The organism is Paraburkholderia sp. RL17-380-BIE-A (genome assembly GCF_046028085.1).
Taxonomy (GTDB): domain Bacteria; phylum Pseudomonadota; class Gammaproteobacteria; order Burkholderiales; family Burkholderiaceae; genus Paraburkholderia.
In genome coordinates this window covers 299864-313878 of the sequence record NZ_JARESQ010000004.1, presented here as the reverse complement: position 1 = coordinate 313878, position 14015 = coordinate 299864, and the positions used below count along the sequence as shown (strand labels likewise).

The 14015-nt window shown below is 63.6% G+C and carries 15 protein-coding genes; 9 read left to right on the top strand and 6 right to left on the bottom strand.

Annotated elements, in window-relative coordinates; all coding sequences use genetic code 11:
- Window positions 1–19 precede the first annotated feature (19 nt).
- Complete coding sequence (locus P0D68_RS08855; protein ID WP_408293392.1) at window positions 20–982, top strand: LysR family transcriptional regulator; 963 nt, start codon at window positions 20–22, stop codon at window positions 980–982.
- A 318-nt stretch (window positions 983–1300) separates the two neighbouring features.
- Window positions 1301–1723 (top strand): hypothetical protein, encoded by a 423-nt coding sequence (locus P0D68_RS08850; RefSeq protein ID WP_091794614.1) that lies wholly within the window; start codon window positions 1301–1303, stop codon window positions 1721–1723.
- An 88-nt stretch (window positions 1724–1811) separates the two neighbouring features.
- Here P0D68_RS08850 and P0D68_RS08845 read toward each other — a convergent pair whose 3' ends face one another.
- Window positions 1812–2639, bottom strand: a complete 828-nt coding sequence (locus P0D68_RS08845; protein WP_408293388.1) for an ABC transporter permease — start codon at window positions 2637–2639, stop codon at window positions 1812–1814.
- A 99-nt stretch (window positions 2640–2738) separates the two neighbouring features.
- The gene (nodI, locus tag P0D68_RS08840; RefSeq protein ID WP_408293385.1) at window positions 2739–3653 is read right to left on the bottom strand and encodes a nodulation factor ABC transporter ATP-binding protein NodI; all 915 of its coding nucleotides are present in this window, start codon (window positions 3651–3653) and stop codon (window positions 2739–2741) included.
- Window positions 3654–3936: 283 nt separating this feature from the next.
- On the opposite strand from nodI, the gene P0D68_RS08835 reads away from it, so the two are divergent.
- The gene (locus P0D68_RS08835) at window positions 3937–4401 is read left to right on the top strand and encodes a universal stress protein (RefSeq protein ID WP_091794608.1); all 465 of its coding nucleotides are present in this window, start codon (window positions 3937–3939) and stop codon (window positions 4399–4401) included.
- A gap of 85 nt (window positions 4402–4486) precedes the next feature.
- Here the strand turns inward: P0D68_RS08835 and P0D68_RS08830 are convergent, their stop codons facing one another.
- From P0D68_RS08830 to lexA, 3 genes are all read right to left on the bottom strand, one after another.
- Window positions 4487–5146 carry a DUF2939 domain-containing protein gene (locus tag P0D68_RS08830; protein WP_408293382.1) on the bottom strand — a complete coding sequence of 220 codons (660 nt, stop codon included), beginning with the start codon at window positions 5144–5146 and terminating at the stop codon, window positions 4487–4489.
- A gap of 96 nt (window positions 5147–5242) precedes the next feature.
- Entirely contained in the window at window positions 5243–5587 is a 345-nt protein-coding gene (locus tag P0D68_RS08825; protein ID WP_408183119.1) for a hypothetical protein, read from the bottom strand.
- A 130-nt stretch (window positions 5588–5717) separates the two neighbouring features.
- On the bottom strand, window positions 5718–6368 hold the full coding sequence (gene lexA, locus P0D68_RS08820; RefSeq protein ID WP_091794602.1) for a transcriptional repressor LexA: 651 nt from the start codon (window positions 6366–6368) through the stop codon (window positions 5718–5720).
- A gap of 311 nt (window positions 6369–6679) precedes the next feature.
- Here lexA and P0D68_RS08815 point away from each other — a divergent pair, with 311 nt between their 5' ends.
- The 6 genes from P0D68_RS08815 to P0D68_RS08790 all read left to right on the top strand — a co-directional run bounded on the left by P0D68_RS08815 (window position 6680) and on the right by P0D68_RS08790 (window position 13005).
- Complete coding sequence (locus P0D68_RS08815; protein ID WP_091794600.1) at window positions 6680–7720, top strand: sulfate ABC transporter substrate-binding protein; 1041 nt, start codon at window positions 6680–6682, stop codon at window positions 7718–7720.
- Window positions 7721–7864: 144 nt separating this feature from the next.
- A complete protein-coding gene (cysT, locus tag P0D68_RS08810) occupies window positions 7865–8767 on the top strand; it encodes a sulfate ABC transporter permease subunit CysT (RefSeq protein WP_091794598.1) in 903 nt (300 codons plus the stop codon).
- Window positions 8764–9801 (top strand): sulfate ABC transporter permease subunit CysW, encoded by a 1038-nt coding sequence (gene cysW / locus P0D68_RS08805; protein WP_408293377.1) that lies wholly within the window; start codon window positions 8764–8766, stop codon window positions 9799–9801. Before cysT ends, cysW begins: the two co-directional genes overlap by 4 nt.
- Window positions 9801–10859, top strand: coding sequence for a sulfate/molybdate ABC transporter ATP-binding protein (locus P0D68_RS08800; protein WP_091794594.1), 1059 nt, complete (start codon window positions 9801–9803; stop codon window positions 10857–10859). The genes cysW and P0D68_RS08800 overlap by 1 nt, the downstream gene beginning before the upstream one ends.
- Window positions 10860–10956: 97 nt before the next feature.
- A complete protein-coding gene (locus P0D68_RS08795) occupies window positions 10957–11883 on the top strand; it encodes a CysB family HTH-type transcriptional regulator (protein ID WP_408183132.1) in 927 nt (308 codons plus the stop codon).
- 78 nt (window positions 11884–11961) lie between these two features.
- Window positions 11962–13005 (top strand): asparaginase, encoded by a 1044-nt coding sequence (locus tag P0D68_RS08790; RefSeq protein ID WP_408293373.1) that lies wholly within the window; start codon window positions 11962–11964, stop codon window positions 13003–13005.
- 154 nt (window positions 13006–13159) lie between these two features.
- On the opposite strand, the gene P0D68_RS08785 is transcribed toward P0D68_RS08790, so the two are convergent.
- Entirely contained in the window at window positions 13160–13561 is a 402-nt protein-coding gene (locus P0D68_RS08785; RefSeq protein ID WP_091794589.1) for a DUF3597 domain-containing protein, read from the bottom strand.
- Window positions 13562–14015: the final 454 nt, after the last annotated feature.

Below are 14015 nucleotides of genomic sequence, written 5' to 3'. Positions count from 1 at the left end.
GTTGAATGAGGCATCACTCATGGCACTTTCGCTGCATGGCATCGCGCTGCGCTATTTCGTCGAAGTCGCGCGCACCGGCTCGATCAGCGACGCCTCCGCACGTCTGCATGTCGCCGTGTCGGCAATCAGCCGCCAGGTGGTGCGACTCGAAGGCGACCTCGGCGTCGCGCTATTCGAGCGGCGGCCGCGCGGCATGGCGCTTTCCGAAGCAGGCGAGCGCCTGCTTGCGTACGCGCAGCGCAGTCTGCTCGAGGCGGAGCATGTGATGAAGGAGATCGGCGGGCTCGAAACCATGCACGGCAGCATGATCAAGCTGGCCAGTTCGGAGGGATTCGCCGCCGATTTCCTGCCTACCGCGATGGCGGGCTTTCGCGTTCAGTATCCGGGCATCGACTTCACGCTGTCGGTCATGTCACCGGACGCGGCGACCCGCCGGGTGCGCGACGGCGACGCCGATCTTGCGTTGACCTTCAGCCTCGCGCCGGAAAAAGGCGTCAAGGTCGAGCACACGGAGCGCGCGCCGGTGCTGGCGCTGCTGCGCGCCGATCATCCGTTGGCCGCGCGCGCGAAAGTGTCGCTCGCCGACTTGCAGCGCTATCCGCTGGTGCTGCCCGAGCCCGGCACGACGATTCGTCAATTGATCGACATTACCTGTGCGCTCGAAGGCATCCTGCTCGAGCCCGATCTCACCTGCAACAATAGCGGCGCCATGTACCGTTACGCGCAGAAGTCCGGCGCGATCATGTTCACGGGTCTGCTGTCCGTGCGCGACCGTTACGCGGACGACGGCTTCGTCGTGATGCCGCTCACGCATCCCCAAATGCGCCAGCGCAGCATTCAGGTTCAGACCATGGCGGGGCGTGAGTTACCGCCGTCGGTGCGAGCCTTCAGGGACTATCTGATCACGGAAATCGCGGGTGCGAAGCCGGCGCAGGGGACTGCCATGAAGGCCGTTCGAAAGCGAACCACGCCCCCGCGCTGAACGCGCAAAGGCACGGATAGCCCGCCGGGCTTCCAGGCGGCAAGGCTACGTTTGCGGCCGGCCGCGAACGTTAGGGCGAAGGGATGGCGTGCGTGCGATAGCGATCCATTCAGCGCCGATTGAAAGGCAAATGTCCCTGCCGGATCACGAATCACGACCTAAACTGTGGTGGACGGGGCCGGCTGAAAGCGCCGGACTGCGCGGCAGGGATTGCTGCAGCGCACACCAGTGGTAGGATTCAGCCCGAAAAATGGAGAGCGGCGCGCGCTCGATGCAGCGCGCCGTCCACAACAGAGCGATAGGAACTCAGGACATCGAATGGCGCAACAAAAAACAAACCCAAAACTTGAGCAGGCGCTGACGCGCGGGGATCTTGCAATCCGTCAGGCGAATTCGGCGCGAGCGACGGCATTGCTGCGCGCGTTGGGCAAGATGATCGTGGAGGCCTCGGCGACGATCGGCGTGGAAGCCTTTACCCTGATTCCCGACGGCGACAAGATCTATGATCCGGCCGACGGGCTGTGGCCGCAGGAATTGCAGATCTCGCTCGACGGTCCGGTGGAAGAAGCCGATCCGGACGAGGTTCGCACGGTTCGACTGATCGCCGATGAGCCGGGCACGATGTTCCGCGTCGAATGGCAGCGTGCCGACGGCAAGATCGGCCGTCAGGACGGCGGGCCGTTCGCCACGGTGGCGTTCATTTCCGACGTGGACATTCCATGGACCGACGACGAGGACTGAGCCGGTCCGGGTCGCGGCAGGCGCTGATACGTTGGGATCGACACTGAGCGACCCGGCCTCGGCGCCTATGGTTATCGAAAGCCGAAGCCTACTTCATCATCCTGCGGCGAAACAGAATCGCCGCCACGACAAACCCGCCTACCGCATACGCCGCCAGCACGGCCACATGCAACAGCGCATGTTCGATTGGACGTCCCAGCATGGCCGGCCGCATCAGGTCGACGGCATGCGCCAGCGGCAACACTTCGGTGACGCCGCGCGCAACGGCGGGCAATTGCGATGCCGGAAAGAACACGCCGGACAGCAACAGCATCGGCGTCAACACCAGCGTCTGGTAAAACATGAAGAAGTCGTACGAAGGCGCGAGCGCTGTGACGACCATGGCGATGCTCGCGAATGCGAGGCCGGTCAGCACGACGACCGGCAACGCCAGCAGCATCGACGGAAAATTTGCGTAGCCCAACGCGCCGGCCACCAGCATGATCGCGGCGCCGGACAGCATCGACTTGCTGCCGGCCCAGATCACTTCACCGAGCACGATGTCGCCGAGCGTCAGCGGCGTGTGCATGATCGCCTCCCAGGTGCGCTGCACATGCATGCGCGAGAAGCCCGAATACATCGACTCGAAACTCGCCGACATCATCACGCTCGACGCCACGGTGCCCGCCGCGAGAAAGGCGATATACGACACGCCCTCGACATGGCCGACCATCAGCCCCAGCCCGAAACCGAGGCCGAACAGGTAGATCATCGGATCGGCAAGATTGCCGAACATCGAGGCGAGCGCGAGCTTTCTCCACACCAGATAATTGCGGCGCCACACGGCGATCCAGTTGGTTGCGTTCGCGGGAAAAGCGGCGAAGGTTTCCTGTTTCGACGGGGTCTCGCCCGGGGAGTCGTAGGTGCGTGCGTCCATTGCGTGTCTCGTGCGGTGTCCCCGAGGGGACGTGCTTCGTCGTTATGGCTGTAGCGCGTTGCGTGCGATGCCGCTATTCATGCTTCTTCACATGCTTCTTCAGTCCTGCATCTCGCGGCCGGTGAGCCGCAGGAACACGTCTTCCAGATTCGCCGGCCGGTGCAGATAGCGCAGATCCGCGCGCTGCTTGAGCCGCGCATGCACCGGTTGAGCGTCGTTGACGTAGCAGAACAGCGTTTCGCCGCTGATCTCGGTGCGCTCGACGAGCGGCGCCAGTTCATCGCGCAACGCGACCGGATCCGGTCCGAAGATCTCGATCACATCGCAACCGATCTCGGAGGCGATCAATTCGCTCGGCGCGCCTTCGGCGATCTTGCGTCCTTCCTCGATCACGCACAGCCGGTGGCAGAGCCGTTCGGCTTCTTCCATGAAGTGCGTGGTCAGCAAAATGGTCTTGCCGCGCGCGAGCAACGAGCGCAGCCGCTCCCAGATCAGATGCCGCGCCTGAGGATCGAGGCCGGTGGTCGGTTCGTCCATGATAAGCACGTCGGGATCGTTGACGAGCGCGCGCGCCAGCGTGAGGCGCCGCTTCATGCCGCCGGACAGTTCGCTCACGCGCGCATCCGCCTTGCTCTCCAGGCGCGCGAATTCGAGCAGCGAGGGCACCATCGCACGGCATTGCGCGGCGCTCAAACCGAAGTAGCGGCCGAACACCAGCAGGTTCTCGCGCACCGTGAAGTCGGGATCGAGATTGTCGAACTGCGGCACCACGCCGACGCGCGCCCGCGCCACGCGCGCGCGGCTGGGAATCGGCTCGCCGCACAGGCGGATCGTGCCCGCATCCGGCGAGGCGATGCCGAGCAGCATGCGCAACGTGGTGGTTTTGCCCGCGCCGTTCGGGCCGAGCAGGCCGAAACATTCCCCGGCGTCGACATGGAACGACAGTCCGTCGACGACGGTCTTTTCGCCGTAGCTTTTTTTGACCTCGTGAAATTCGATGGCGGCTTCAGGCATGGATCGAACGAGTCTCCGGAACAGACATGGATGATTTTAATGGCCGGGAAGGCCGCCTATTCTAGGGCATCGGCGGCTCGGCGTTGGTGCGCGCCCGACGCTCCCGCACGGGTTTCCCGCACTGCGGCAACGAGCGCAAGCAAGCCTGTTGGCGCGCGCACCTCTTTAGAGCGTGGCTTGTGTGCCGTTACCGCACAGTTAGCGTTTTCCATCCCTTGCAACCTGAATTGCGGCGCACCATGATTCATTCAGATCGCGCGTCCCGCGCGAAGGGAGAAAAATCATGGCGAGCTACCAGAAAATCCTGCTGTGCTACGACGGCTCGCGCGAAGGCCGCAAAGCATTGCGTTGCGGCGCCGATCTGGCGTTGGATCTGAAAGCGGAAACGCACTTGTTGTCGGTCGTCGATATGCGTTCGAGCATTGCGCAAAGCGCGGGCCTGCTGACCGACGTGGCTTGCGGCAGCTTCGAAAAGACTGCCCGCGACATCCTTCAGGAAGGCGTGGACTGGCTCACCGAGCGAGGCGTGAGCGCACAAGGGCATTTCGCGTTCGGCCATCCGATCGACGAGATCGCCAACCTTGCCAATGAATTGCACGTCGACCTGGTTGTGGTTGGCCACCGCTGCCGCACCGGTTTGTCACGTTGGTGGATGGGCGCGGGCAATACGCCGCTGCTCGACCGCGTCTCGTGCAGCATTCTGGTGGCGTGTTCTTCGGCCCAGGAGCAGCAGCAGGCGGCGGCCTGATAGCGGCTGGAAATCGCGGCTGGGTGCAGCGCTACCGCGAGCGTGCTCAACGGGCCGGTCGCCTCGGCCCGACGACCCCAGGCGATCACTCGTTCAGGTTGACCGCGGCCAGCTTCCATGTGAAGACACCCTCGCGCTGAAAAATCGCCGAGTAACGCGCGTCGCCAGCACCGTGCTGGTATCTGACGACGAACTCGTTGAGGCCGCGATAGCCCGCGGTGGTTTGCGGCGGTTGCGCCGGCGTGGCGTTAGTGTTGCCGTTGCCTGCGTTGCCGATGGCAGGCGCCGTAGGCGCCGCCGGTGCGGATGAGGCCGCGGCGCCATCCGCCGGCGTGTTCGCTGCAGGCGGTGCGGGCGGCCGTTCGCCCGGATCGCCGCGCGGCGGCATGCCGTTCAGCAAGGCCGCCACGCCGTCTGGCGTGGCATAGGCATCCACGAGCGGGCCAATCAGCGCGACGCCGATCATCGCGCCAATGGCGGCCAGCGGATTGCCGTTGCTGTGCGCGTCGAGCCGCCGCGTGAGCAGCCCGGCGACCTGCTGCTTCAGGCTCTCGCGCAACGCGGGAAAGTCGACGTATTGATTGACCGTTTGCGTGTCGCGCGCATCGGCGGCGCGTTTGAGATTGTTCAGCGCGAGATACGGTGACGCGTACGCAAACCCGAGCGCCGCGATTAGCACAATCACGATCAGCGTGACGATCAGCGGCCGGGTGGCGCCGCCTTTAATGCGTTTCGAAACTGCCATCGAATGGGACTCTCCATCAGGTGTGATCTAACGTGGACCGCGGCCACACGAAAACGATCCCATGCGATGCGATATCGCCGCCCGCCATACCTTCCATCAAGACTCGAATACTGCCCCGTGGACGTTTGCCTCGTCGGCAATGCAGCGGTCGATCATGCGGCACACAGCGTCTACCGTGCCGACCATGATGAGCCGCGACGGGCCGTGATAGACCCGCACCGGTGCGCGACGGGCCGGTTCGGCCGTATTCAGACCCGAGTTCAGCGACACGCGGGCAAACGCCGGCAACGACGATGGCAGGCTCGACACGCTGTCCGGCGCATCGAACAGCGACGGCGTGCTGGCCGTGGACGCCTCGATCAATGAGCAGGGCACCAGCTTGCGAAGATGGCGCAGACGACCGAACTGGCGAAAAGGCAGCAGGCGGGCAAGACGTTCCATGAGACTCTCCAGACGATGCAGCGTTAATGCGGCGTTAATGCGGCGTTGGCGCGGCTTTCTACTCTGTCGAACGGGCAAGAAGGGGCTTGGATCGAAGTGCTGGGAAACAAGCCGCCTGGAACCTGACCGTTCAGAACTCGCCGGGGCGAATCAGCCCCACGGCGATACCTTCCAGCGCGAATTCCGCACTGCCGGTTTCAACGAAGATGTTTTCGTAATCGGGGTTCTCGGCGATCAACTCGAGCCCGTTCGGCCGGCGCTTCAGGCGCTTGACCGTGACGTCGTCGCCAAGCCGGGCAATGATGATCTGGCCGTCTTTGGCTTCCGTTCTCTTTTGCACCGCGAGCAGGTCGCCGTCGAAGATGCCCGCGTCGCGCATGGACAACCCGCGCACCTTCAGCAGGTAATCGGGCTTGCTCGAAAACAGCGCCGGGTCGCACGCGTAGTGCTGCGAGATATGTTCCTGCGCGAGGATCGGGCTACCCGCGGCCACCCGCCCGATCAGCGGTAGCGACAGTTGCATGATGCTGGCGTGCGGCAACGTGAACTGGTGCGGCGAATCTTCCGGGCCCGCCAGCAGGCGGATGCCGCGCGACGCGCCGGCCGCGAGTTCGATCACGCCCTTGCGGGCGAGCGCCCGCAGATGTTCTTCTGCCGAGTTGGCCGAGCTGAAGCCCAGTTCGGCGGCGATCTCCGCGCGGGTGGGCGGAAAGCCGGTGCGTTCGATAGCCCTGCGGATCAGATCGAAAACCTGCTGCTGTCGTGCGGTGAGTTTGGTCATGGCGCCACTGTATGTATGAACAGGTGACTGTATTTTTATACAGTATTCCGCGCAATTCAAGCTTTACTTTAAGTTCGTGCCGAGGGGTGGCGTTGCAGCGTCGTCAAACGACGCTCCAACACCCGTTTTCGTGCCGCAACGCCTTATCCAGCTGTCATTACCACTTTTGCGTATTAAAGAATGAAGAAACATTATTTTTAATGATGAAAGCCCTTCGATAGACTGGCCTCCAGTTGGCGTTCATGTGCACGTGACCGCGACGCAAAAAGACACCACACGCTGTTTCAGCGCACAACGCGGAGAAAGTTGACATGAATCACCAAGGTACGGGGCTGGCAGGCAAAACGAAGAAACTCATCGCGGCGCTCGCATTGGGCGCGGCGAGCGCGCTCGGCGTGATGGCGCAGGCGCACGCTGCCGACACGACACTGCTGAACGTGTCATACGACCCGACGCGCGAGCTGTATCAGGACGTCAACCAGGCGTTCGGCAAGGAATGGAAGGCGAAGACCGGCGAGACGATCACCTTCAAGCAGTCGCACGGCGGCTCCGGCGCGCAGGCGCGTTCGGTGCTCGACGGTCTGCAGGCCGACGTCGTGACGCTCGCGCTCGCTTACGACATCGACGCGCTGGCCAACAAGGGTTTGCTGGACAAGGGCTGGCAGAAGCGCTTGCCGGATAACGCGTCGCCGTACACGTCGACGATCGTGTTTCTGGTACGCAAGGGCAACCCGAAGCACATCAAGGATTGGGACGACCTGATCAAGCCGGGTGTGTCGATCGTCACGCCGAATCCGAAGACCTCGGGCGGGGCACGCTGGAACTACCTCGCGGCATGGGCATACGCCGAGCATCAGCCGGGCGGCAACGATCAGAAGGCCAGGGAATTCGTCGGCAAGCTCTACAAGAACGCCGGCGTGCTGGATTCGGGCGCGCGCGGCGCGACCACCAGCTTCGTGCAACGCGGTATCGGCGACGTGCTGATCGCATGGGAAAACGAAGCCTTCCTGTCGCTGAAGGAGTTCGGACCGGAGAAGTTCGAGATCGTGGTGCCGTCGGTCAGCATTCTGGCCGAGCCGCCGGTTGCGGTGGTGGACAAGGTGGTGGACAAGCACGGCACGCGCAAGCTCGCCGAAGCGTATCTGAACTTCCTGTATAGCGAGCAAGGCCAGGAAATCGCGGCAAAGAACTTCTACCGTCCGCGATCGAACAAGGTGCCGGCCGAGCTGACCGCCAAGTTTCCGAAGCTGAAGCTGTACACGGTCGACGATTCGTTCGGCGGCTGGACCAACGCGCAGAAGACGCACTTTGCCGACGGCGGCGTGTTCGATTCGATCTATCAACCGCAGTAACGATCGAGCCGTTGCCTTCACCGGCATAGGCAGCAAAGCGATGCGGCAACGCGTCACTCCGGAGCGCGCCCCAAGGGGCGCGCTTTTGGCCAGCCAGGGCCCGGCGGCCGGAAACACGAGCATCAACCTGAACGAGTAACGAGCATGACGACGTTGACCTTCCGAAAACCGAGCGCCTTGCCCGGTTTTGGCCTGACACTCGGCATCACGGTGGCTTATCTGAGCCTCGTGGTGCTGATTCCGCTTGCGGCGACCTTTCTGAAGACCGCGACGCTCGACTGGAGCCAGTTCGTGCGCGCGGTGAGTTCGCCGCGCGTGCTCGCGTCGTATCGCCTGACGTTCTTCTCCGCGCTCGGCGGCGCGCTGATCAACGCGGTGTTCGGCTTTCTGGTGGCGTGGGTGCTGGTGCGCTACACGTTTCCGTTCAAGCGCATCGTCGACGCCGTGGTCGATCTGCCGTTCGCGCTGCCCACTTCGGTGGCCGGCATTTCGCTTGCGGCCGTGTATGCGGGCAACGGCTGGATCGGACAGTTCCTCGAACCGCTCGGCCTGAAAATCGCCTTCACGCCGGCCGGCGTGCTGGTCGCGCTGACGTTCATCGGTTTGCCGTTCGTCGTGCGCACGGTGCAGCCGGTGCTCGAAGAATTCGAACGCGAACAGGAAGAAGCGGCCGCGTGCCTGGGCGCTTCGCGCTGGCTGACGTTTCGCCGCGTGGTGCTGCCGGCCGTGTTTCCGGCTCTGTTGACGGGCTTCGCGCTGGCTTTCGCGCGCGCGCTCGGCGAGTATGGCTCGGTGATTTTCATTGCCGGCAATGTACCGATGAAGTCGGAAATCACGTCGCTTCTCATCATCACGAAGCTCGAGCAATACGACTACGCGGGGGCCACGGCTATCGCGGTGGTGATGCTGGTCGTGTCGTTCCTGATGCTGCTGCTGATCAATACCCTGCAGTGGTATTTGCAGCGCCGCACGGGCCGCGGTGGCGCGGGCCCGGTGCCGGCCGCCAGTGTGGCGAGCGTTGCCGCAATCGGCGGAGGTGTGCAATGAGCCGGCGAACCGTAAATGACGTATCCGCCGCGAGTGTTGCGAACAACGCCGCTGCCGTTGCGGTGGCGCCGCGCGCGCCACTGAATGTCGCGCGCCGTCCCGACCCTGTCACCGAACCGCCGCTCGTGCGCTGGATTCTGACCGCCATCGCGCTGCTGTTCCTCGCGCTGTTTCTGGTGGTGCCGCTCGTCGCCGTCTTTTATCAGGCGCTGGCCAAGGGTCTTGGTTTCTATCTGGAATCGCTCGCCGACCCGGACGCGCTCTCGGCGATCAAGCTGACCGTGATCACCGCCGCCATCGCCGTGCCGTTGAACCTCGTGTTCGGTCTCGCGGCTTCATGGTGTATCGCCAAGTTCGAATTCCGCGGCAAGGCGCTCCTGACCACGCTGATCGATCTGCCGTTCTCGGTTTCACCGGTGATCTCGGGCTTGATCTACGTCCTGATGTTCGGCGCGCAGGGCTGGTTCGGCCCGTGGCTGCAGGACCACAACATCCAGATCATTTTCGCGGTGCCGGGCATCGTGATGGCGACGATCTTCGTGACGTTCCCGTTCGTCGCGCGTGAGCTGATTCCGTTGATGCAGGCACAAGGCAACGACGAAGAAGAAGCCGCGCACGTGCTCGGCGCGTCGGGCTGGCAGACTTTCCGCCGCGTCACGCTGCCGAACGTCAAATGGGGCCTGCTGTATGGCGTGATTCTGTGTAACGCGCGGGCAATGGGCGAGTTCGGTGCCGTGTCGGTGGTGTCGGGCCATATTCGCGGCCAGACCGACACGATGCCGCTGCACGTCGAAATTCTCTACAACGAATACAACTTCTCGGCGGCGTTCGCCGTGGCGTCGGTGCTGGCGCTGCTCGCGCTCGTGACGCTCGGCCTGAAGCTGCTCGCGGAACGCCATATGTCGGCGGAACTGTCGGCCGCGCGAGATGTGCCCGCGTACGCCGGTCCGGTTACCACGCCGGTGGGCGCAACACCCGCAACCCACACAACGCATGCATCGCAGCAACACCCGCTCAAGCAAGGAGAGCTGTAATGGGTATCACCGTTCGTAACCTGCAGAAGCGCTTCGGCGATTTCGTCGCGCTCGATAACGTCACACTCGACTTTCCGCCGGGTGAGCTGGTCGCGCTGCTCGGGCCGTCGGGTTGTGGCAAGACCACCTTGCTGCGCGTGATTGCCGGGCTCGAATACGCGGACGGCGGCCAGGTCGTGCTGCAAGGCCAGGACGTGGCGACGGTCGGCGCGCGCGAGCGGGAAGTGGGCTTCGTGTTCCAGCATTACGCGCTGTTCCGTCATATGACGGTGTTCGAGAACGTGGCGTTCGGCTTGCGCGTGAAGCCGCGCAAGGAACGTCCCTCGGAAGCGGTGATCCGCGAGAAGGTGCATGAACTGCTGAAGCTCGTGCAACTCGACTGGCTCGCGCAACGCTATCCGTCGGAATTGTCGGGCGGCCAGCGGCAGCGTATCGCGCTCGCGCGCGCGTTGGCGGTCGAACCGAAAGTGCTGCTGCTCGACGAACCGTTCGGCGCGCTGGATGCGAAGGTGCGCAAGGAGTTGCGTAGCTGGCTGCGGCGCCTGCACGACGATCTGCATATCTCGACGATTTTCGTCACGCACGATCAGGAAGAAGCGCTCGAAGTGGCGGACCGTATCGTCGTGCTCAATCGCGGGCACGTGGAGCAGGTGGGCAGTCCGCAGGACGTGTATGACCATCCGCAGACCTCGTTCGTCTACGAGTTTCTCGGCGCCGCGAACCGTCTGCACGGCAAGGTCGACGCGAGCGGTTTCGTGGTCGACGGCGCGGCGCTTCCGGTGTCGATCAAGGCCGATTTCAGCGGTCCGGCCTTCGCTTATGTGCGTCCGCACGATCTGCAGTTGTATCCGCAGGCATCGGGCCACCGCGAAGGCATTGTGGTCGACGTGCGGCGCGTGGTGACCTTGGGCGGCTCGGTGCGCGTGGAACTCGCGGGCCGCGAGGGCAACCTGCTCGAAGCCGAGCTCGATCGGGAAGCGTGGCGCGATCTGCAACTCTCTATCGGCGACGGCGTGACCGCGGTGCCGCGTGCCTTGCGCGTGTTCCCGGCGCAATGAGGGCAGTGAGCGCGGTGCAGTCAGTCGCGCGGCAACACGACTCGGTGTTTCAATCAAACTCAAATAACTCAACTCTGGACAAACCGGAGACATACAGATGAATTTCCAGCAATTGCGCTTCGTGCGCGAAGCCGTGCGTCAGAACATGAACCTGACCGAGGTGGCGAACGTGCTGTACACCTCGCAGTCAGGCGTGTCGAAACAGATCAAGGATCTCGAAGACGAACTCGGCGTCGACATTTTCATTCGACGCGGCAAGCGTCTGACGGGCCTCACCGAGCCGGGCAAGGCGGTGCATCAGCTGATCGAGCGGATGCTGCTCGACGCCGAGAATCTGCGCCGCGTCGCGCGCCAGTATGCCGATCAGGATAGCGGCCACCTGGTCGTGGCGACCACTCACACGCAGGCGCGTTATGCGTTGCCGAAGGTGATCCGTCAATTCACCGAGGTGTTCCCGAAGGTGCATCTGGCGTTGCGCCAGGGCAGCCCGCAACAGATCGCGCAGATGATCATCAACGGTGAAGCGGACATCGGCATCTCCACCGAAGCGCTCGACCGCTTCCCGGATATCGTCACGTTCCCGTGCTATTCGTGGCATCACGTCGTGGTCGTGCCGAAGGACCATCCGCTGGTGGGCCGGCAGAATCTGACGCTCGACGAGATCGCCGAATTCCCGATCGTCACGTACGACCAGGACTTCACGGGCCGCTCGCATATCGACCAGGCATTCGCGAAAGCGGGGGCGCTGCCCGATGTCGTGCTGACCGCAATCGACGCCGACGTGATCAAGACCTATGTCGAACTCGGCATGGGTATCGGCGTGGTCGCGGCAATGGCCTACGATCCGAAGCGCGACACGGAACTGGTCGCGCTCGACACGCAACATCTGTTCGAAGCGAGCACGACGCGGGTCGGTTTGCGCAAAGGCGCGTTCCTGCGCGCGTATGCCTACCGGTTGATCGAGATGTTCGCGCCGCAGTTGAACGAAGCGGAGATCGCCGCGCAATTGCGAGAAGCGGTTTGATGGATGCGCCGGGTCGGTGAAGGGCCATTTGTTTATCCATGCATGGCGGCGCGCGGCGCATCGCTTACAATCGCCGCCATGAACACTTCGACTTCTTCCTCCGCTACGCCTTCAGACGAAGGCGCCACGCCGCCGTTGCCGCGCATCGCCGTGCTCGCGACCGGCGGCACGATCGCCGGCGCGGCTGCGGACGCCACCAATACGTCCGGCTATCAGGCCGGTGTGGTCGGTGTCGAGCAATTGCTGGCCGTGGTGCCGGCCTTGTCCACGGTGGCGCGCATCGCGCCCGAGCAGATCGCCAGCGTCGACAGCAAGGACATGGCGATGCCGCTGTGGACCACGCTCGCGCAGCGCATCAACACGCTGCTCGCCGACAGCGACATTGACGGTGTGGTGATCACGCACGGCACCGACACGCTCGAAGAAACCGCTTATCTGCTGCATCTGACCGTCAAGTCGGACAAGCCGGTCGTGCTGACGGCGGCCATGCGCCCGGCCTCGGCGCTGTCCGCCGACGGTCCGCTGAATCTGCTGAACGCCGTGACGGTCGCGGCGCACGCGGCGTCGCGCGGGCAGGGCGTGCTGGTGGCCTTCAACAACAAGATTCACAGCGCGCGCGATGTGGTGAAGACGAGCACCTACGCGGTCGATGCATTTCATTCGCCTGAAATCGGCGCACTGGGCTGGGTGCAGGACGGCCGCGTCGAATTCCAGCGCGGCGTGGTGCGTCCGCATACGCTCGCGACCGAATTCGTGATCGGCTCGAAGTGGCCGCATGTGGAGATCGTGGTGAGTTATGCGGGCGTGACGCGGATTGCCGTGGATGCGCTGGTTGCCGCTGGCGTGCGCGGTATCGTCGTGGCGGGCACCGGCAACGGCTCGATTCATACCTCGGTGCAACAGGCGCTGGCCGATGCCGCTTCGCAAGGCGTGGCGGTGGTGCGTGCCTCGCGTGTCGGCTCGGGGCATGTGATGCGCAACGGCGCGGCCGCCGACGACGCGCTCGGTTTCGTCAGCGCGGGTTCGCTAAATCCGTACAAGGCGCGCGTGCTGCTGATGCTGGCGCTGGCCGCGGGCGGCACGGGACCCGTGGCGCTGCAGAAGACTTTCGACAAGTATTGATTGTGCGCGGGCGGTCCGGTTCAAAGTCAGAACCGTGTCCCGCATATGACGCTTGAATGACGACGCGGCGCCCAGGTCATCGACCCGAGCGCCGCGTTGTCGTTTCAGTTCAAGTTTTTTGCTTTAGCCGACCATAGGCGACGCCGCCAGTCCGTCAGTCCGCCAGATCCGGAGGCAACTTCCCGCCGTTCGCCGCCAGCGCCAGCATGACCTGTTTATGCAGCCAGATGTTCATGCTTGCGGAATCGTTCGTGTCGCCAGTGAACTTCAGCTCTTTTGCGAGCTCCTTGCGATGTTCGAGGCTGCTGTCCACGCCGAGCGCTTTCAGCGTGTCGACGATCGACGTGCGCCAGTTCAACGTTTGTCCACTCTCACTCACGAACTGGTCCATCACGACAGCAACGTCGACGTCGGCGAGCGGCGCGGGCGCCGGTGCAGCCGCCGGTGCGGCAGCTTGCGCCGCTGCCGGATCCGGTGTCGGCTCAACCGCGGGCGCAGGCTGGTCCGGTTTCGCTTTGCCGAAGAGCTTATGTACGATGTCACCGAAGATGCTCATTCTGAATCCTTTGCAGATAGGTTACTGGCGCAAGCACATTCCGCTCACGGGTTGAAAACTGGTTGGGAATCGGGCGAATGAAGCAGAGGACACGCGTTGCCATGATCGACAAGCCGCACTTGAACGCTGAACCGCCCGCAACCAGACTTAACGAGTGTAGGAGAAAAGCGCGGAGCGATGTGTCAAAAAAGGTTGAGCCGGAAGGACGGAGTTGCAAGCAAATGCAAGCGGACTTGCGGGCCGGCGCGCGTGGCCCGGCAAAGAGAGGTGCTGGCAGGCGGCGCGCATGATGCACCCGCTGCGAGAGTTTGGCCGAAAAAGCATAAGCATCGGTAAAGCATGAAATCCGACAGCCGGACACCCGACGACGACGTCTGACCGACCAAGGCTTCCCCGGCGTCGCCGGGTGCCGCTGCGGACCCCACTTGCCGCTCTCAGCCCAGAGCGGCACGAT